Source organism: Streptomyces sp. NPDC003011, from assembly GCF_053591515.1.
In genome coordinates, this window is sequence record NZ_JBSFTY010000062.1 from 24,211 (window position 1) to 41,664 (window position 17,454).

General features: G+C 73.1%; 16 protein-coding genes. 6 read left to right on the forward strand and 10 right to left on the reverse strand.

Translation table 11 applies throughout. From position 1 onward, the window contains the following. Nucleotides 1–16 precede the first annotated feature (16 nt). The 3 genes from sigJ to ACWD0J_RS28420 all read right to left on the reverse strand — a co-directional run bounded on the left by sigJ (nucleotide 17) and on the right by ACWD0J_RS28420 (nucleotide 3,984). Complete coding sequence (gene sigJ, locus ACWD0J_RS28410) at nucleotides 17–883, reverse strand: RNA polymerase sigma factor SigJ (RefSeq protein WP_451498691.1); 867 nt, start codon at nucleotides 881–883, stop codon at nucleotides 17–19. A 441-nt stretch (nucleotides 884–1,324) separates the two neighbouring features. Further along, the gene (locus ACWD0J_RS28415) at nucleotides 1,325–2,878 is read right to left on the reverse strand and encodes an acyl-CoA synthetase (RefSeq protein WP_451498692.1); all 1,554 of its coding nucleotides are present in this window, start codon (nucleotides 2,876–2,878) and stop codon (nucleotides 1,325–1,327) included. Then, nucleotides 2,875–3,984: an NAD(P)H-dependent flavin oxidoreductase gene (locus ACWD0J_RS28420; protein ID WP_451498693.1), complete on the reverse strand. Its 1,110-nt coding sequence runs from the start codon at nucleotides 3,982–3,984 to the stop codon at nucleotides 2,875–2,877. The genes ACWD0J_RS28415 and ACWD0J_RS28420 overlap by 4 nt, the downstream gene beginning before the upstream one ends. 177 nt (nucleotides 3,985–4,161) lie before the next feature. Between ACWD0J_RS28420 and ACWD0J_RS28425 the strand changes: the two genes are divergently transcribed. Further along, nucleotides 4,162–5,967 carry a serine hydrolase gene (locus ACWD0J_RS28425; RefSeq protein ID WP_451498694.1) on the forward strand — a complete coding sequence of 602 codons (1,806 nt, stop codon included), beginning with the start codon at nucleotides 4,162–4,164 and terminating at the stop codon, nucleotides 5,965–5,967. Between the two features lie 307 nt (nucleotides 5,968–6,274). On the opposite strand, the gene ACWD0J_RS28430 is transcribed toward ACWD0J_RS28425, so the two are convergent. From ACWD0J_RS28430 to ACWD0J_RS28450, 5 genes are all read right to left on the reverse strand, one after another. Next, nucleotides 6,275–7,843, reverse strand: coding sequence for a phytoene desaturase family protein (locus ACWD0J_RS28430; protein WP_451498695.1), 1,569 nt, complete (start codon nucleotides 7,841–7,843; stop codon nucleotides 6,275–6,277). An 88-nt stretch (nucleotides 7,844–7,931) separates the two neighbouring features. After that, on the reverse strand, nucleotides 7,932–10,184 hold the full coding sequence (locus ACWD0J_RS28435) for a tetratricopeptide repeat protein (protein ID WP_451498696.1): 2,253 nt from the start codon (nucleotides 10,182–10,184) through the stop codon (nucleotides 7,932–7,934). 67 nt (nucleotides 10,185–10,251) lie between these two features. Further along, nucleotides 10,252–11,097: an oxygenase MpaB family protein gene (locus ACWD0J_RS28440; RefSeq protein ID WP_451498697.1), complete on the reverse strand. Its 846-nt coding sequence runs from the start codon at nucleotides 11,095–11,097 to the stop codon at nucleotides 10,252–10,254. 167 nt (nucleotides 11,098–11,264) lie between these two features. Next, a complete protein-coding gene (locus ACWD0J_RS28445; RefSeq protein ID WP_451498698.1) occupies nucleotides 11,265–12,443 on the reverse strand; it encodes an acyl-CoA dehydrogenase family protein in 1,179 nt (392 codons plus the stop codon). Between the two features lie 115 nt (nucleotides 12,444–12,558). Continuing rightward, nucleotides 12,559–12,933 carry a four-helix bundle copper-binding protein gene (locus ACWD0J_RS28450; protein ID WP_451498699.1) on the reverse strand — a complete coding sequence of 125 codons (375 nt, stop codon included), beginning with the start codon at nucleotides 12,931–12,933 and terminating at the stop codon, nucleotides 12,559–12,561. Between the two features lie 133 nt (nucleotides 12,934–13,066). Here ACWD0J_RS28450 and ACWD0J_RS28455 point away from each other — a divergent pair, with 133 nt between their 5' ends. Both ACWD0J_RS28455 and ACWD0J_RS28460 read left to right on the forward strand, forming a co-directional pair. Next, nucleotides 13,067–13,432, forward strand: coding sequence for a DUF6479 family protein (locus ACWD0J_RS28455; protein WP_451498700.1), 366 nt, complete (start codon nucleotides 13,067–13,069; stop codon nucleotides 13,430–13,432). Nucleotides 13,433–13,576: 144 nt separating this feature from the next. Then, nucleotides 13,577–13,930 carry a hypothetical protein gene (locus tag ACWD0J_RS28460; RefSeq protein ID WP_451498701.1) on the forward strand — a complete coding sequence of 118 codons (354 nt, stop codon included), beginning with the start codon at nucleotides 13,577–13,579 and terminating at the stop codon, nucleotides 13,928–13,930. 158 nt (nucleotides 13,931–14,088) lie between these two features. Here the strand turns inward: ACWD0J_RS28460 and ACWD0J_RS28465 are convergent, their stop codons facing one another. Both ACWD0J_RS28465 and ACWD0J_RS28470 read right to left on the reverse strand, forming a co-directional pair. Beyond that, entirely contained in the window at nucleotides 14,089–14,511 is a 423-nt protein-coding gene (locus ACWD0J_RS28465) for a PPOX class F420-dependent oxidoreductase (protein ID WP_451498702.1), read from the reverse strand. 525 nt (nucleotides 14,512–15,036) lie between these two features. Next, nucleotides 15,037–15,192, reverse strand: a complete 156-nt coding sequence (locus tag ACWD0J_RS28470) for a DUF6131 family protein (protein ID WP_451498703.1) — start codon at nucleotides 15,190–15,192, stop codon at nucleotides 15,037–15,039. A gap of 116 nt (nucleotides 15,193–15,308) precedes the next feature. On the opposite strand from ACWD0J_RS28470, the gene ACWD0J_RS28475 reads away from it, so the two are divergent. From ACWD0J_RS28475 to ACWD0J_RS28485, 3 genes are all read left to right on the forward strand, one after another. After that, nucleotides 15,309–15,737: a hypothetical protein gene (locus tag ACWD0J_RS28475; protein WP_451498704.1), complete on the forward strand. Its 429-nt coding sequence runs from the start codon at nucleotides 15,309–15,311 to the stop codon at nucleotides 15,735–15,737. Nucleotides 15,738–15,829: 92 nt separating this feature from the next. Beyond that, complete coding sequence (locus ACWD0J_RS28480; protein ID WP_451498705.1) at nucleotides 15,830–15,964, forward strand: hypothetical protein; 135 nt, start codon at nucleotides 15,830–15,832, stop codon at nucleotides 15,962–15,964. 211 nt (nucleotides 15,965–16,175) lie between these two features. Then, nucleotides 16,176–17,387, forward strand: coding sequence for a YbfB/YjiJ family MFS transporter (locus ACWD0J_RS28485; RefSeq protein ID WP_451498706.1), 1,212 nt, complete (start codon nucleotides 16,176–16,178; stop codon nucleotides 17,385–17,387). Nucleotides 17,388–17,454: the final 67 nt, after the last annotated feature.

The window sequence follows — 17,454 nt, forward strand, 5'->3', positions numbered from 1 at the left end:
GGGACCACCCGCTTCGCTAGGCCGAGAGGTGACCCAGCTTGTCCGGGTTGAGGATCGTGTAGATACCTTCGATACGGCCGTCGCGTACGTCGACCGTGAGGACCTGGTCGACGCCGTCGACCGCCGGGGCGAGGGCGGTCCGGTCGTTGACGTGCACGCGACGGAAGGGTCCGGACGGGAAGCGGGCGGCCGGGCCGGTGACGAACGCGACGACCTGATCGCGGCCCTCGACCGGCCGCAGGGCGGCCCTGACCTTGCCGCCGCCGTCCTCCCAGGCGACCACGTCGTCGGCCAGGACTTCGGTGAGCGTGGCCAGATCCCCGCTCTGCGCCGCCTCCAGGAACCGCGTCAACAGCTTGGCGTGCTCATCCTCCGAAAGAGCGAACGGGTCACGTCCGGCGGCCAGCCGGCGAGCGGCCCGCAGGTGCGTCTGGCGGCAGTGGGTCTCGGTGGCGTCGAGGATCCGGGCGATCTCGCCGTAGGGCAGTGCCAAGGCCTCGCGCAGGACGAACACCGCCCGCTCGGGAGGTGACAGCCGCTCCATCCGGTGGACGGTGGCGTAGGCGACGGTGTCCCGCAGCTCGGCCGTGTCCAGCGGGCCCAGCACGTCGGTGGCCACGGGTTCGGGCAGCCAGGGCCCGGTGTACGCCTTGCGGGTCGCCCGGGCCGATCCGAGCTGGTCAAGGGCGAGCCGGGCGACGACGGTGACGAGGAAGGTCCGGGGTTCTCGCATCCCGGTGTGATCGGTGCCGGCCCACCGCAAAGACGTGTCCCGGATGATGTCCTCGGCGTCCCGCATGCTGCCGAGCAGCCGGTAGGCGAGCCCCAGCAGCAGGGGGCGGTAGGTCGTGAACTGCTCGGTCGCCGGTTCCGGGGTTTCCAATTCCCGTGTCCTTCCCAGTGGTTCGACTCGCGGTCTGAGGTGTGCGGTGGGCGCGTTCCACGCGCGGTGGTCCCCAGTCAACTCCGCCGCGCACCCGCCGCGCCACCCGGTGTGACCAGGACGCCAGTTCGGGTGCGGGCGGCGCGCGTTGTCCGCGCCGCGCGGTTCGTTCCTGAACGGGCCGCCCGGCACGGGGCGATGCGGTCCAGGGCGTCGGCGGCGACACCTCCGGGTCCGGGGCGCGGGACAGGACGACGGCCTCCTGTCCGACCGGGGTGAGCAGCGGGACGAGCAGCCGGCCGATGGCTTCGGTGGTGTCCGGGACGAGGAGGCGCAGGGGGCTCCTGATGCCGAAGCGCCCCGGGTTGCTGGTCCTCCCGGGGCGCTTCGGCATCAGGGCGGGCGGGGGTCCGCCGCGTGACCGTGCGTGGAGTGCCGCGGTCACACGAGCCGGGTGCGGCCCTCCCAGTACGGGTCCCGCAGCCGCCGCTTGTACAGCTTGCCGTTGGGGTCGCGGGGCATCTCGGCGACGAAGTCGACGCTCTTGGGCCGCTTGTACCCGGCGAGCCGCTCGGCGCAGTGGTCGAGGAGCGCGGCGGCGAGGGCGGGACCGGGCTCATGGCCGGGCGCCGGTTCGACGACGGCCTTGACCTCCTCGCCCCAGTCGTCGTGCGGGATGCCGAAGGCGGCGGCGTCGGCGACCGCGGGGTGCGCGAGCAGGGCGGACTCGATCTCGGCGGGGTAGATGTTGACCCCGCCCGAGATGATCATGTCGATCTTGCGGTCGCGCAGGAAGAGGTAGCCGTCCTCGTCCAGGTGGCCGAGGTCGCCGACGGTGAAGAAGTCGCCGATGCGGTTCTTGCGCGTCTTGGCCTCGTCCTTGTGGTACGAGAAGCCGCCGGTGTTCATCTTGAGGTACACGGTGCCGAGTTCACCGGGCGGGAGCCGGTTGCCGTCGTCGTCGAAGATCGCGAGTTCGCTGATCGGCCAGGCCTTGCCGACCGTGCCGGGCTTCTTCAGCCAGTCCTCGGCGGTCGCGAAGGCCCCGCCGCCCTCGCTGGCCGCGTAGTACTCCTCCACACAGTGGCCCCACCAGTCGATCATGGCCCGTTTGACGTGGTCGGGACAGGGGGCGGCGCCGTGGATGGCGTGGCGCATGGAGGAGACGTCGTAGCGCGCCCTGATGTGCTCCGGCAGCGCCAGCAGGCGGTGGAACTGGGTCGGGACCATGTGGGTGTGCGTGCACCGGTGGGTGTCGATGAGGCGGAGCATCTCCTCGGGCGTCCACTTGTCCATCAGCACCAGCCGGTGGCCGATGTGCAGGGACGCGCCCGCGAACTGGAGGACGGCGGTGTGGTAGAGCGGCGAGCAGACGAGGTGCACGTTGCCGTCGAACGGGCGGATGCCGAAGATGCCGAGGAAACCGCCGAGGTACGCCTCCTCGGGCGGCTTGCCGGGCAGCGGGCGGCGGATGCCGCGCGGGCGTCCGGTGGTGCCCGAGGTGTAGTTCATGACCCAGCCGAGGGTGCGGCCGGCGGGCGCCGACTCCGGTTGCCCTTCGAGGAGTTCGGCGTACGGCCGGAAGCCCTCGACCGTGCCGACCGCGTACCGGTGGGTGGCGGGCAGGCCGGCCTCGTCGGCGGCGTGGCGGGCGGGGCCGGCGAAGCGTTCGTGGGCGAGGAGCACCTTGGCGCCGGAGTCGGAGACGATCCAGGCGATCTCGGGGCCGACGAGGTGGTGGTTGACGGGGACGAGATAGAAGCCGGCCTGACTGGCGGCGAGGTGGGCGGCGAAGAACTCCGGGCCGTTGGGCAGCACGACCGCGAAGGCGTCGCCCCGTTCCAGTCCGGCCGCGCGCAGGCCGTGGACGAGGCGGTTGGCGGCGGCGTGCAGGCGTCCGGCGCTCCACTCGGTGCCGTCGGGGGCGACCAGGGCCACGCGGCCGGGCTCTTGAGCGGCCTGGGCCCAGAAGCCCACGGGGGGTGTGCTCGTCACTGACCGCTCCTTCCGGCGACGCGGTTGACACGGTCGACGGCTCGCTCGAAGCCGCTGGTGAGGTCGTCGAAGACGGCCTGGACGCTGCGTTCGCGGGTCATCCGTCCGACGATCTGGCCGACGGGTGTGCCCAGCAGCGGCTCGACCTCGTACGCCTGGATGCGTGAGACGGCCTCGGCGACCAGCAGCCCCTGCAACGGCATGGGCAGGGTGCCGGGCCCGTCGGGGTCGTCCCAGGCGTCGGTCCACTCGGTGCGCAGCTGGCGGGCGGGCTTTCCGGTGAGGGCACGGGAGCGGACGGTGTCGCCGGAGCCCGCGGCGAGCAGTTTGCGGGTGAGGGCGGCGGAGTGGAGGTCGGCCTCCGTGGTGGTCAGCCACAGGGAGCCCAGCCACACACCCTGGGCACCGAGCGCGAAGGCCGCCGCGACCTGCTGCCCGCTGCCGATGCCGCCGGCGGCCAGCACGGGCAGCGGGTCGACGGCCTCGACGACCTCGGGCGTGAGCACCATGGAGGCGATCTCGCCGGTGTGGCCGCCGGCCTCGTAACCCTGGGCGACCACGATGTCGATGCCCGCCTCCTGGTGCTTGCGGGCGTGCCGGGCGCTGCCCGCGAGCGCGGCGACGAGCAGGCCCCGGTCGTGGGCGCGGGCCACCACGTCGGCGGGCGGGGAGCCGAGGGCGTTCGCGAGCAGCCGGATCGGGTAGTCGAAGGCGACGTCGAGCTGGCTGCGGGCGACCTGCTCCATCCACCCGGTGATGCGCCAGCCGGAGGCCTCGCCCTCGGCGAGTCCGGGCACGCCGTGCTTGGCGAGGGTGTCCTGGACGAACTGCCGGTGGCCTTCGGGGATCATCGCCTCGATGTCGGCCTCGGTGACCCCTTCCACCTTCTTCGCGGGCATGACGACGTCGAGGCCGTAGGGCGTGCCGTCGACGTGCGCCTCGATCCAGTCGAGGTCGCGCCTGAGGTCGTCGGGGTCGGTGTAGCGGACCGCGCCGAGCACGCCGAAGCCGCCGGCCCGGCTGATGGCCGCGGCGACGGCGGGGAACGGCGTGAAGCCGAAGACGGCGTGCTCGACTCCCAGTGTCCTGCTCAACTCCGTCTGCATGGGCGCAGGATGCCGCAGTCCTCCGGACGACGGAAGAGGTTTTCTGATGCCCCGTCAGATTCTCGCCGGATTTCCCGGTCCCTCGCGCACCCCGTTGACACGCCGCACGCCTGACACGAAAGTTCCACAGCGCAAGGTGATCCCGAAAGATACTTTCAGACAGCGGGAGGTTCACCCATGACCGACGACGCGGCGGGCACGGACGCGGACGGACGACGCGGGCCGAGCCGGCGCCAACTGGGGCGAAGAGCAATGGCCCTGGGCGGTGCGCTGGCCCTCGCTCCCTTTCCGGCCGGACCGGCGGCCGCCGCGCGCTCCACGCGGTCCGCCCGGTCCGCGCACCCCACGCTGCGCCACGGCTCCCCGGAACGCGCCGGCCTGCTCCCCGCCCACCTGCGCCGACTCGTCACCGACGCCGAGGCGTTCCTCGGCCCCTCCCCCAGACGCCCCTGGTACGCGGGAGCCGTGCTGCTCGCCGGGCGGGGCGGCACCGTGGCGCTGCACCAGCCGATCGGCATGGCGGTGCGCTACCGGGCGTACGACGAGAAGACCGACACGGGCGTCGAGTTCCCGGCCGCCCGGCAGATCTCCATGGCCGGGGACACCGTCTTCGATCTCGCCTCGGTGTCGAAGCTGTTCACCTCGATCCTCGCCGTGCAGCAGATCGAACGGGGCGCGCTGGAGCTGGAGGGGAAGGTCGCCGGGTACCTCCCGGACTTCGGCGGGGCGGGCAAGCAGGACATCACGATCCGTCAGCTCCTCACCCACACCTCGGGTTTCCGGGCCTGGATCCCGCTGTACAGCGCGCCGACGTACGAGGAGAAGCTGCGGCTCGTCTGGAACGAGGCCCCGCTCAACCCGCCGGGTTCCACGTACCTCTACTCGGACCTCAACCTGATCTCGCTCCAGCTGGTGCTGGAGAGCATCACCGGCCGCGCCCTGGACACCCTGCTGCGCGACGAGGTCACCGGCCCGCTCGGGCTGCGCCGCACCCGGTACAACCCGCCCGCGTCCTGGAAACCGGGGATCGCCGCCACGGAGGACGCGCGCAAGCCCTGGTCCGGCCTGGACCGAGGGCTGGTGTGGGGCGAGGTGCACGACGAGAACGCCCACAGCCTCGGCGGGGTCGCGGGCCACGCGGGCGTCTTCTCCGACGCCTGGGACCTGGCCGTCCTCGGCCGGACGCTGCTCAACGGCGGGGTCTACGGCCGGGCCCGCGTCCTGCGGCCGGAGTCGGTGGACCTGATGTTCACCGACTTCAACACCGCCTTCCCCGGCGACGAGCACGGCCTCGGCTTCGAGCTCCACCAGCACTGGTACATGGGCGCGATGGCCACCCCGCGCACGGCCGGCCACACCGGCTTCACCGGCACCTCGCTGGTCCTGGACCCGACGACCGACTCGTTCCTGATCGTGCTGGGCAACTCCGTGCATCCGGTGCGCACATGGCGGTCCGGTTCCGCTCCCCGGGTGGCCACCGCGAACGCCATGGCGCGCGCCGTCGCGGTACGCCCCCGCCACGGACGTACCGCGTGGTTCTCGGGCATGGCGACCGCCACGGCCGCCACCCTCACCCTTCCCGCCCTCGACACCTCCCCGGGCGACGCGCGGCTGCGCTGCGCCCTGTGGTGGGACACCGAGCAGGCCGACGTACTCGTCCTGGAGTCCTCGGCGGACGGAGGCGCGAACTGGCAGCCGCTCCCGTTCACCACGAGGCGGGCCGGTAGTCCGCCGCGACAGCATCCGGCGGGCACGGTCACCGGCTTCTCGGGGCGGGTCTGGCACCGCCTCGCAGCCGATCTGCCGGCCGCGAGGCGGCTGAGCCTGCGCTGGCGGTACGCGACCGACCGGCTGTACGTCGGCCGCGGTGTCTACGTCGACGGGCTGCGTATCGAGGCGGCGGACGGTGTCCTCTTCGACGAGGCGCGCCCGGCCGACTCGGCGCGGATCGAGGCGGCGGGCTGGACGGCGTCCGCCGACTGACGGCACCGCCGGACACCGGCCCGTCCGTCCGCTCAGCCGGACACCGGCACGTCCGTCCGCTCAGCCGGACACCGGGCACGTCCGTCCGCCGGATCCACACGACCGGCCGTCAGCCGCGGTGCCCCCCTCGGCCGGCGGGACGGGAGCGGCGGCGGGCCCGGGAGCGCGGTGGGACGGGAGCGCGGTGGGACGGGTGTGTCCGACGCGCACGGCCGTCCGGTCGACGCCGGCACCCGGCCCGCCGCCGTGCCCGGCCGCGCGGATCGACTCCCCGGGGGCGTCCGGTGCCGGACGCCTGCCGGTCCCGTCAGTCCCGCAGCCCCTCCAGGACGGCCATCGCCGCGTTGTGCCCCGGCACCCCGCTGACGCCGCCCCCGCGCACGGCCCCCGCTCCGCACAGCAGCACGTTCGCGTGCCCCGTCTCCACGCCCCAGCGGCCGGTGTGCTCCTGGGCGTACGGCCAGGCGAGTTCCCGGTGGAAGATGTTGCCGCCGGGGAGGCGGAGCTCCCGTTCCAGGTCGAGGGGCGTCTTCGCCTCGATGCAGGGCCGTCCGTCCGCGTCGGTCGCCAGGCAGTCGGTGAGCGGCTCGGCGAGGTGGGCGTCCAGCTGGGCGAGGGTCGACTTCAGGAGTTCGTCCCGTACGGCGTCGTGGTCCCGCTCGAAGAGCCGGGCGGGGGTGTGCAGGCCGAACAACGTCAGCGTCTGGTAGCCCTGTTCGACGAGGTCCGGGCCGAGGATCGTCGGGTCGGTGAGCGAGTGGCAGTAGATCTCCGAGGGCGGGGCCAGGGGCAGTTCACCGGACGCGGCCTGGGCGTGGGCGGTGGCGAGCTGCTCGTAGCCCTCGGCGATGTGGAAGGTGCCGGAGAACGCCTCGCGGGGGTCGACCGCGTCGTCACGGAGCCTCGGCAGCCGCTTGAGGAGCATGTTCACCTTGAGCTGGGCGCCCTCGGCGGGGTCCGGCGGCCGGTCGCCGGTGAGCGTGGCCAGGTCCTGCGGGGAGGCGTTCACGAGGACGTGGCGGGCGGCGGCGACCCCCTCGCTGCCGGCCGTCCGGTAGGTGACCTCGGCGGTGCGTCCGTCGGTGTCGATCCGCACGGCCTCGTGCCCGGTGGCCAGGACGGCGCCCGCCGCGCGCGCCGCCGCGGCCAGGGCGTCGGTGAGGGCGCCCATGCCGCCGACGGGCACGTCCCAGGCGCCGGTGCCACCGCCGATGACGTGGTAGAGGAAGCAGCGGTTCTGCCGCAGCGTGGGGTCGTGGGCGTCGGCGAACGTCCCGATGAGGGCGTCGGTGAGGACCACGCCCCGCACCAGGTCGTCGCTGAAGCGGTCCTCGACGGCCGCCCCGATCGGTTCCTCGAACAGGGCCCGCCAGGCGTCCTCGTCGTCGACGCGGCGGCGCAGTTCCCCGCGGGTGGGCAGCGGCTCGGTGAGGGTCGGGAAGACCCGCTGGGCGACGCGGCCGGTCATGCCGTAGAACCGCTGCCAGGCCTCGTACTCGCGCTCCCCGCCGGTGAGCCGGGCGAACGCCTCCCGGGTGCGCCGCTCGCCGCCGCCGACCAGGAGGCCGGTCGGCCGGCCGTCGCGCTCCACGGGGGTGTACGACGAGACGGTCCGGGTGCGGACCCGGAAGGTCAGGCCGAGATCACGCACGATCTTCTTCGGCAACAGGCTGAGCAGGTACGAGTAGCGTGACAGCCGCGCGTCCACACCGGTGAACGGACGGGTGGAGACGGCGGCGCCGCCGGTGTGGTCCAGCCGCTCCAGGACCAGCACGGAGCGTCCGGCCCGGGCCAGGTAGGCGGCGGCGACGAGGCCGTTGTGGCCGCCGCCCACGATGACGGCGTCGTACGTCCGGTGTCCCTCGTGTGCAGGCATGGTTCTTGGTAACACGGGGTGATCCAGGTCGGCCAGACGTGGGCCGCACCTGGGTCAGTGCCCCGGGAGCGCCGCCTCGGCGCGGTGCTCAGTGGCCGCCCGCCGCCCGCTGCTGCCGCAGCACCGCCACCCTGCGGTACAGCTCGGCGGCCTCCGCGCCCCGCCCGAGCTGTTCCAGGCAGTGGGCCTCGTCGTTGCGGCCGGCGAGGGTGTCGGGGTGGCCGGCGCCCAGGACGCGCTCGCGGGCGGCGGCCACCCGGCGGTACTCGGTCAGCGCGTCGCTCCAGCGGCCGAGCCAGCCGAGGCCGACGGCGACCTCGCGGCGGCTGACCAGGGTGTCCGGGTGGTCGGGGCCGAGAACGCGCTCCCTGATCGCGCACACGTCGCGCGATTCGGCCAGGGCCTCCTCCCAGCGGCCGAGGCGGCCGAGGTTGACGCCGAGGCCGTGGCGGGCGCGCAGCGTCTCGGGGTGGGCGGGGCCGTGGACGCGGGTGCGGTCGTCGATCAGGTCGCGGTAGAGCCGCAGTGCCTCGGTGCTGCGGCCGAGGCGGCCGAGGCTGATGCCGACCTCGTAGCGGGCGGCGAGGGTGTCGGCGTGGTCGGGGCCGAGGGCCTGGGCGCGGGCCTCGGCGACGTCCCGGTAGGTCCGCAGGGCCTCCGGCCAGCGGCCCAGCTGACCGAGCGCGTAGGCGACCTCGTAGCGGGTGACCAGGGTGTCGGGGTGGTGCGGGCCGAGCACCCGGCTGCGCGCGTCCGCCACCTCGCGGGCCATGCGGTACGCGTCCTCCAGGCGGCCGAGCCTGCTGAGGTTGAAGGCGAGGTTGTGGCGGCAGCGCAGGGTGTCGGGGTGGTCGGCGCCCATGGTGCGCTCCCGGGCCGCGAGCACCGAGTGGTACACCTGGTGGGCGTCGAAGTGACGGCCCAGCTGTCCCAGTACGTAGGCCATTTCCTGGCGGGCGGCGAGGGTGTCGGGGTGGTCCGGGCCGAGGGCGATGCTCCGGGCGCGGGCGACGTGCTTGTACGCGCGCAGGGCGTCGGCGGCGCGGCCGGTGCGGCTGTGGGCGAAGGCGACCTCGTAGCGGCTGGCGAGCGTGTCGGGGTGGTCGGGGCCGAGCAGGTGTTCGCGTTCGGCGGCGACCGCGCGGTGCACCTCGCCGGCCTCGGCCCAGCGCCCGAGCCGCCCCAGGCTGAGTCCGGCGTTGTGCCGTCCGGCCAGCGCGGTGACGGCCTCCGGGGAGGGGGCGGGCGGTGTCCCGGGGACCGGTTCCCCGGGCCGGCCGCCGAGCGGGCGTGGGATCCACTCGCCGGTGAGGCCCGCTCCCGCGTCGTGAGGTGCGCCGAGGCCGGCGCCGGTGGCCTTGCGGCCGGTGGTCATGCCCCGGGTCCAGGACGGCAGGAGGGCCTCGCGGGACGGCACCGGCGCGGGCGGGAGCAGCGTGGGCGGGAGCAGCGTGGGCCGGGGGCTCACCACGGTGGGCACGTAGACCGGTGTGGCGCGGCCCGCGCTGATCCGGCGGCCCAGCTCGCGGGCGTCGTGCGGTCGTTGCCCGGGACGTTTGGCGAGCAGGTCGAGGATGACCTGCTCCAGGTATTCCGGCAGCTCGGAGCGGTGGCTGCGCGGCGGGCGGGGAGGTGTGTCGCGGTGGCCGACGAGGATCGCCCAGGCGTCGTCGAGGTCGAAAGGCGGTGCGCCGGTGGCGATCTCGTAGAGCACGCAGCCCAGCGAGTACAGGTCGCTGCGCTGGTCGACCTCGGTGCCGCTGATCTGCTCCGGCGACATGTAGTGCGGGGTGCCCATCGCGATGCCGGTGCCGGTGAGGCGGGAGGTGGGGCCGATGTCGTGGCCGAGGCGGGCGATGCCGAAGTCGCAGATCTTCACGGTGCCGTCGGTCAGCCGCACGATGTTCGCGGGCTTCAGGTCACGGTGCACGATGCCCTGCTGGTGGGTGTAGGCGAGAGCGGCGGCGACCTGGTCGGCGATCTCGACGACGTCGGGCACCGGCAGCGGATGCTGTTTGTTGTCCTCCAGGAGCTGGCTGAGGTCGCGGCCCTCCAGGAGTTCCATCACCAGATAGAGCACGCCGTCGGCCTCGCCGAAGTCGTGGACGACGGTCACGCCGCGGTGCTGGAGGGCGGCGGCCACCCGGGCCTCGCGCCGGAACCGTTCCCGCAGGACCCGGGTGAACGACTGGTCGTGGTGCCCGCCCAGCGGCTTGAGGCACTTCACGGCGACCTGCCGGCCCAGCGACTCGTCGCGCGCCCGCCACACCTCGCCCATACCGCCGCGCCCGATCAGGTCGAGCAGCCGGTACCGGCCCTGGATCAGTCTGCTGTCCTCCATGCTCCTGCGACCGCCCCCGTCGTCACCGCGCCCCGCCCTCCCCTGTCCTGTCCAGTATGGCGAGCGGTCATCCGAGTCTGTACGGGGTCGGACGGGTGTCCGGGCCGAGGCGGGCCATGGCGCGCAGGATGTGTTTGGGCGGCAGTTGCCAGCGCAGACGTGCGGGAACGCGGCGCAGCGCGGTGCCCGTGGCACGCAACCGGCGGGTGACGGTGGCGGGTTCCGGGGCCGGTCTGCCGTACAGCTCGTGGGCGTACGGCGGCAGGGCGGCGTACGCCAGCTGCGCCACGCGCCGCCACAGCAGCTCGCGCGCCGGGACGAGGAGGGGATGCGCCGGCGGGCGGAGCAGGAAGTCGTCCACCGCGCGTGCCTCTTGTGCGGCGGCGAGTTCCGGCCGCACCTTCTCGAAGTAGGCGGCCAGCTCGGCCTGGTTCGCCGGTACGGCATCCGGGTCGAGCCCCACCAGGCGGGCGCTGACGCGGTGTTCGCCGATGTAGCGGTCGGCCTGCGTGTCGGTGAGCGGGAAGCCGGAACGGCGGGCGACGTGCAGATAGGAGTCGATCTCGGCGCAGTGCACCCACAGCAGCAGGTCCGGTTCGTCGACGCCGTAGCGCTCGCCGGTGCCTGGGTCCGTGGCACCGAGCCTCCGGTGGATCCCGCGAACCCGGGCTCCCGCCTTCTCGGCGGCCTCGGTGGTGCCGTAGGTCGTGGTGCCGACGAAGCCGGCGGTCCGCATCAGCCTGGCCCAGGCCTCGTTGCGGAAATCGGAGTTCTGCATGACACCGCGCACCGCGCGCGGGTGCAGCGCCTGGAGGTAGAGGGCCCGGACACCGGCGACCCACATCATGGGGTCCGCGTGCAGTTGCCAGGTCACGGAGTCAGGACCGAACAGTCCCGGGTCGGCCTCGCCCATCGCGGTTCACCTCCGCCTGCGTCCGTGCGGCCACGATGTCACGGCCGTACGGAACGGTCGAGCCCTCTCCCCGTCCCCTGGTGGAGATGTCCTTGTCATCACCCCGGCAGGCACTCCCGATGCTCGGGGCGCTCAGGGCACTCGGGGCACTCGCGGCACGGCCAGTGCTAGCGCCGTACCCGCGGCATCCCCAGTCCGATCCACGAGATGATCTCCCGCTGGATCTCGTTGTTGCCGCCGCCGAAGGTGAAGATCACCGCGGAGCGGTAGCCGCGTTCCAGTTCGCCGTGGAGCACCGCGCCCGCCGAGCCCTCCTTCAGCGCGCCCGCGGCGCCGACGATCTCCATCAGCCAGGCGAAGGCGTCCCGGCGGGCCTCGGAGCCGTACACCTTGACCGCGGAGGCGTCCTGCGGGGTGAGGGTGCCGTCCTCGACGGCGTTCACCATCTGCCAGTTGAGGAGCTTGAGCGCGTCCAGCCGGGTGTGCGTGCGGGCGAGCAGGCGGCGCACCCAGGAGAGGTCGACGACGCGACGGCCGTCGGCGAGTGTGGTCTCCATGGCCCAGCGCTGCACGTCGTGCAGGGCGCGGATGGCCATGGTGCCGTGGGCGGCGAGGGTGACGCGTTCGTGGTTGAGCTGGTTGGTGATCAGCCGCCAGCCCCGGTTCTCCTCGCCGACCCGGTGCGCGACGGGCACCCGGACGTTCTCGTAGTAACTGGCCGTGGTGTCGTGCGAGGCGAGGGTGTGGATGACGGTGCAGGAGTAGCCGGGGTCGGTGGTCGGCATCAGGAGCATGGTGATGCCCTTGTGCGGCGGGGCGTCCGGGTCGGTGCGGACCGCCAGCCAGACCCAGTCGGCGGTGTCGCCGTTGGTGGTCCAGATCTTCTGGCCGTTGACGACGTACTCGTCGCCGTCGCGTACCGCACGCGTCTTCAGGGACGCCAGGTCGGTGCCGGCGTCGGGTTCGCTGTAGCCGATCGCGAAGTCGATCTCGCCGGAGAGGATCCTGGGCAGGAAGTACGCCTTCTGTTCCTCCGTGCCGTACCGCATGATCGTCGGGCCGACGGTGTTCAGCGCCATCAGCGGCAGCGGGACGCCGGCCTGGGCGGCCTCATCGAAGAAGATGAACTGCTCCATCGCCGTCAGGCCCTGGCCGCCGTACTCCTTCGGCCAGCCGACGCCCAGCCGGCCGTCCTGGCCCAGCCGGCGGATGGTGGCACGGTAGAAGCGCTTCTGGGCGGCCCGGTCGGTGAACCGGGCGTGGGCGTTGTCCGGCACCAACTCGGCGAAGTAGGCACGCAGTTCCGTGCGCAGCCGCTGTTGCTCGGGCGTGTGATCGAGATGCACGGCGCCTCCAGGCTCCCAGGCCGGTCCTGACGGCGCACACCGTAGAACGCGTTCCAGAAATTGGGAATGCCGAGGCGTCCTCGGGCCTCGGCCGGGGCGCGGCGGGCCCCGGCCGTCAGACGAGCGTGGCCATGAAGTCGGAGCACGCCTGGGCGCACTCCCGGCAGGCCTTCGCGCTGTCCTGGGCGCCCGGGTACTGGTCGAAGACGTGCGCGGACTCCAGGCACACCGACCGGCACCACTCCAGCTGCACGCGGATGCCTTCTTCGTCGAGGCGGTTCTGCTCGGACAGCACACGGCAGGTCGCGTCGCAGACCTCCGCGCACATGATGCCCTTGCGTCGTACGAGTTCCTGTTGCTCGGTTCCGTCCGGATCGACAAGGCTCGCCCGCAGGGCGCACGCCCGGGCACACTCGGTGCACGCCTGGGCGCAGGCGAACCTGTCCTCCAGGAACTGGAAGAGCTCCTGCTGAGATGTCGTCGTGGTCACACCGGCCGGGTAGCCTTCGCCCACCGCGCCAAACCCGGTGTTTCCAAGGGTTGTGCCGGGAGCGGGACAGCCCTTCGGACGGTCCGCCCGGGTGAGCCGGTTGACCTGCGGTGCCGGGGGTACCCGCGTTGCCATGAATACCGCATGGATGAACATCGCCGCAGGCACCGGCGCCGGGGCCGGCGGCCTGATCGTGGCGGGTGTGGTGGTCGTGGCGGTGCTGATCGGCGCCTTCTTCCTGGGCGTGCGGGGCAAGAAGCGTGAGTCGCCCCGGCCGACGCCCGCGGAGCAGCCGCGTCCGCCGGAGGGCGGCCCGGTCCGCGAGGTACAGGAGCACCGGGAGCCGAACGAGATGCCGCAGAGCGATCACCGGCTCACCCCGCACGAGTTGCACGAACACGGCAACGCCGGCACCCAGACCGGCGCGCCCAAGGAACGGCCTCGCTGGGACGGGGGCAGCAGCGGCTCCTTCGGCAGTGGCGGCCCGGGCGGTCGCTGAGGCGCCGTCCCACCCGTACCCGTACCCGTACGCGTACCTGTACCGGTACGCGTCACCGAAGGCCCGTCGCACAGCAGGCACACAGCACGACCAGACCGCCGCACCGAGCACCACCAGGCTGTCGCACCGAGGGAAGTGAGATCCATGGCCGACTCCGGTCGCACCACACTGCCGTTGCCCGACTACGACCATCTCCCGATCGGCGGCCTGGAGAGTCGCGTACGGTCGCTCACCGCGCCGGAGGTCGAGGAACTGCTGGCGTACGAGCGGACGCACGCCGACCGGCTGCCGGTGACCGAGCTGCTGACGGCCCGGCTGAAGCAGCTGGAGGCGGGCGCCGAGCCGACGTCCGGCGACCCCGGCGCGCTCCGTCCCGAGCAGAGCGAGGGTCACGGCGGCTCGCCCGTCTCGCCGGCGACCTCCCCGCAGCCCTTCAGCCCGCCGCCGCACGGCACGCCCGACCAGCCGGGCAAGCCGAAGGGTGACCGGACCACCTGACGGCTTCCGGCACCGGCACCGGCACCGGCACGCCAGGACATCGGCACGCCGGGCCGTGAAGACTCCGAACGTCCGAACGCATGAGGAGGGCCCGGGCTGCCGCCCGGGCCCTCCTCATGCGGTGGCGCAGTCACCACCCCGTGGTCACCGTGCCTGCGTCACGTGGCCGCCTGGTCGCTGTCCCGGTGGGCGCCCCAGCCGTGCCAGCGGTCGATCTCGATCCACGCGCTGACCCGGGCGCGCACCCGCTCGGGGTAGGGCCCGCCGGTGTAGTGCGCGGAGATGCGGTCGATGTCGGCCAGTCCCTCGTCCGCGTACAGCTCGACGGCGCGGCCGATGAGGGTGACGTGCGTGTACCAGTCGTCCCCGTCGAGGACGGTGAGCGTCACCCGCGGGTCGCGGCGCAGGTGCTTCAGGCGCACCCGGCCCTCGTCCAGGCTGATCAGCACGCGGCCGTTGTCCCACACGTACCAGGTGGCGGCGGAGACGGGCGTGCCGTCCGACCTCAGGGTGGCCATCACACAGGGGTTGGGGCGGCGCAGCAGTTCCACGGCCTCGTCGGGCAGCGGCGGCTTGGACATGTGGGATTCCTCCGAACTCGTGGGGGCGAGCGGACGCGCGACTGCCGGGAAGCGGCGTTCCGTGGGAGCCGGCGCAGCGGGCGGCGGCCGTGTCCTCGTCGGTGTGACCCCGCGCGACGGCCTGTTCCAGCCGCTCGTCACGCGCGACGCACGCGTCGTCCCGGACACCGTGCCGCTCACCCGCCTCAACGATAGGACGCACGTCGTCGGCACGGGTGACCACCCCGAGCGGGGCGGGCGGCGGACCGGTCGGGGCACCGGTCGCGCCGACCACCGAAGGGGAAGACGGGGGCGCGAGTCCGGTGATCGTCGGCGGCGGCAACCCGTTTCTTCCCGGAGGGCGTCCGCCTCGATCTCGACCTGTGGGAGGAGCGGCGCTTCACAAACGGCGTGGTCTGTCTGCGGTACGGCGTCAAGGACTGACCCGGTCGCCCACGGGGTGACGGCTCGTCGTACGCCCCGAGGTCGGGCCGAGGTCGGGCCGAGCCGTCGCGGCGAAGACCGGCGACAGGCCTGACGGACCGGCTACCAGTAGTGCCGGCGGCCGCCGACCGCGTGCCCCACCCCTCCCAGGATCCACAGGATGAGCCCGACGACCACCAGGACGATCCCGATGGTCCACAGGATGGAGATGCCGGCCAGGAAACCGATGATGAGCAGGATGACCCCAAGGACGATCATGACGCCCTCCGTTCTCGCACTTACCTCCATCTCACAGTAGGCGCAACCTCCGCGGATGGCTCGTCGGGCGGAACGGTTCTACCGTGGGAACAGGAAGCGGAACGCGGGAGCGTGTCATGATCATCCTCGGACTCATCATCCTTGTCGCCGCGGTCGTCGTCGGCACCGCCGGCGTTCTGTCCAATGACGGCGGCGGCCACGAGCTCACCGGCGGATTCTCGGTCTTCGGCTTCGACGTCACCGGCTCCACCGGCACGCTCTTCCTCTGCGGCATGGTCGTGGGGGCGGCGGGTCTGCTCGGGCTGAGCCTCCTCCTGGCCGGCGCACGCCGCACCGCTCGTCGCCGTCCGGCACGCCGCGGGTTCACCCAGCCCCGGCGCGAGACCGCCGCGGCCGGACGGGAACGCGGTGTGCCGACCGACGAACGCGGCACCGCCGACACGCGGACGCGGCAGGGGACCAGCGCGGACGAAGACTCCCCGTATCCCGCCGAACGCCCGCGTCACAAGCAGCACTGGTTCCACCGCCGGCCCACGCCTCACTGACACCCCCGCAGAACCGGAACCGGAACCGTTCCATCGGCCGCGGTGATGCGGCAGCTCCGTCCTGCCCGTCCTGCCCGCCCACCGACCGATGGTTGACATGCCATCAGGCCACGCGGGCGAACCGGCCGGGACGGGCGACGGCACTCACACGAGTGGGCACCTACGACGAACTCGCCGACGCCGACGGCCAGTTCGCCGAACTCCTGGCCCTCTCCCGCGACCGCTGACCATCCCGCCGCCGCGTCCGCCGCTCCTCGCCGCACGCCGCTCGCCCCCTCGCTCCCTCCGGGGTGTAGCCCGTGCCGTGGTGGACACCGGTGTACGAGAACGTGAGCCGGACGACCGGGTGTCCTCGGAGCACCCCGCACCATGAGGAGTTGCCGCGTGACCGGACGGTCTGGGTCAAGGGCGTCATCCCTGGCTTGGCAGGTGGGTGGGGTGGGGGTGGCGGCCCAGGCCGTGGCCTACGGCTTCGCACGGTACGGATACGGGCTGTTCCTCCCCGAGCTGCGCGACCGCTTCGGGCTCTCCACCTCGGCTCTCGGCCTGATCAGCAGCATCTCCTACAGCGGGTACGTGATGGCGCTCCTGCTGGTGGGAGCGCTTGTCTCGCGGTTCGGCCCGCGCCCCATGGTGGTCGCGGCAGGGCTGTCCGCGGGGATCGGCATGGTGACGGTGGCTCTCGCCCGGGACACCTGGACGCTCGTGGCCGGACTCGTCGTGGCCGGTATGGCGTCCGGTTTCTCCTGGGCTCCGTTCTCCGACACGGCCGACCGACTGCTGCCCGACCGCACCCGCGAACGGGTCATGGCCCTCGTCCCGAGCGGCACCGCCTTCGGTGTCGCCGTGGCCGGACCGCTCGCACTGGTCACCCGGGGGGCGACCTGGCGGTACGCGTGGCTCGGCTTCGCCCTGGTCGCCTTCGTGGTGGCCTGGTACGCCGCCCGGGTCCTGCCCGCGGGACGTCACGAGGGCGCCGGGGACAAGGGCCAGCGGATCGTCACGCTGCGCTGGTTCGTACGCCGGGTCGCCCTGCCGCTCTACTCCACGGCCCTCGTCTACGGCGTGGTCGGAGCCTTCTACTGGGCCTTCGCCCTGGAAGCCGTCTCCCGCGCCGCGGGAGACGGCTCCCCGGTGGCACCGCTCTTCTGGACCCTGATGGGGGTGGCCGGCATCACCAGTGTGTTCGCCGGCGCCTTCTTCCTGCGCCTGGGGCTGCGGCTCGGACAGGCCGTGCTGTTCACGGCGCTGGCCGTCTCGATCGCTCTGCTGGGGCTGGCCCCCGGCGATCTGGCCGCGGTCGCCGCGTCGGCCGTCCTGTACGGACCGGCCTTCATGGCCACGTCGTCGCTCCTCGCGCTGTGGAGCTACCGCGTCTTCCCCGAACAGCCGTCGACCGGCTTCAGCGCCACGGTCCTCGCGCTCGGCGTCGGGACCCTGATCGGCCCCGCCGCACTCGGAGCGGTGGCGGAGCAGCACAGTGTGCGCGCCGCGTTCCTGGTGACCGCGGCCGTGGCGCTGGTGACGCCGGTCTTCCGGCCCCCTGCCGGGCGACGACCGGCAGCCGTGGCCGACCACGGCGGCACCGCGTCGCACCACGCCGGAAAGGAGCGCGCGGCCGGCCACCGCCGTGGGCCGGGGCCGCGGTGAACGCCCGTCGTCCAGCGAGGACCCGGCCTTCGGGGACCCTCGCAGCCGGCCATGCCGACCATGCCGA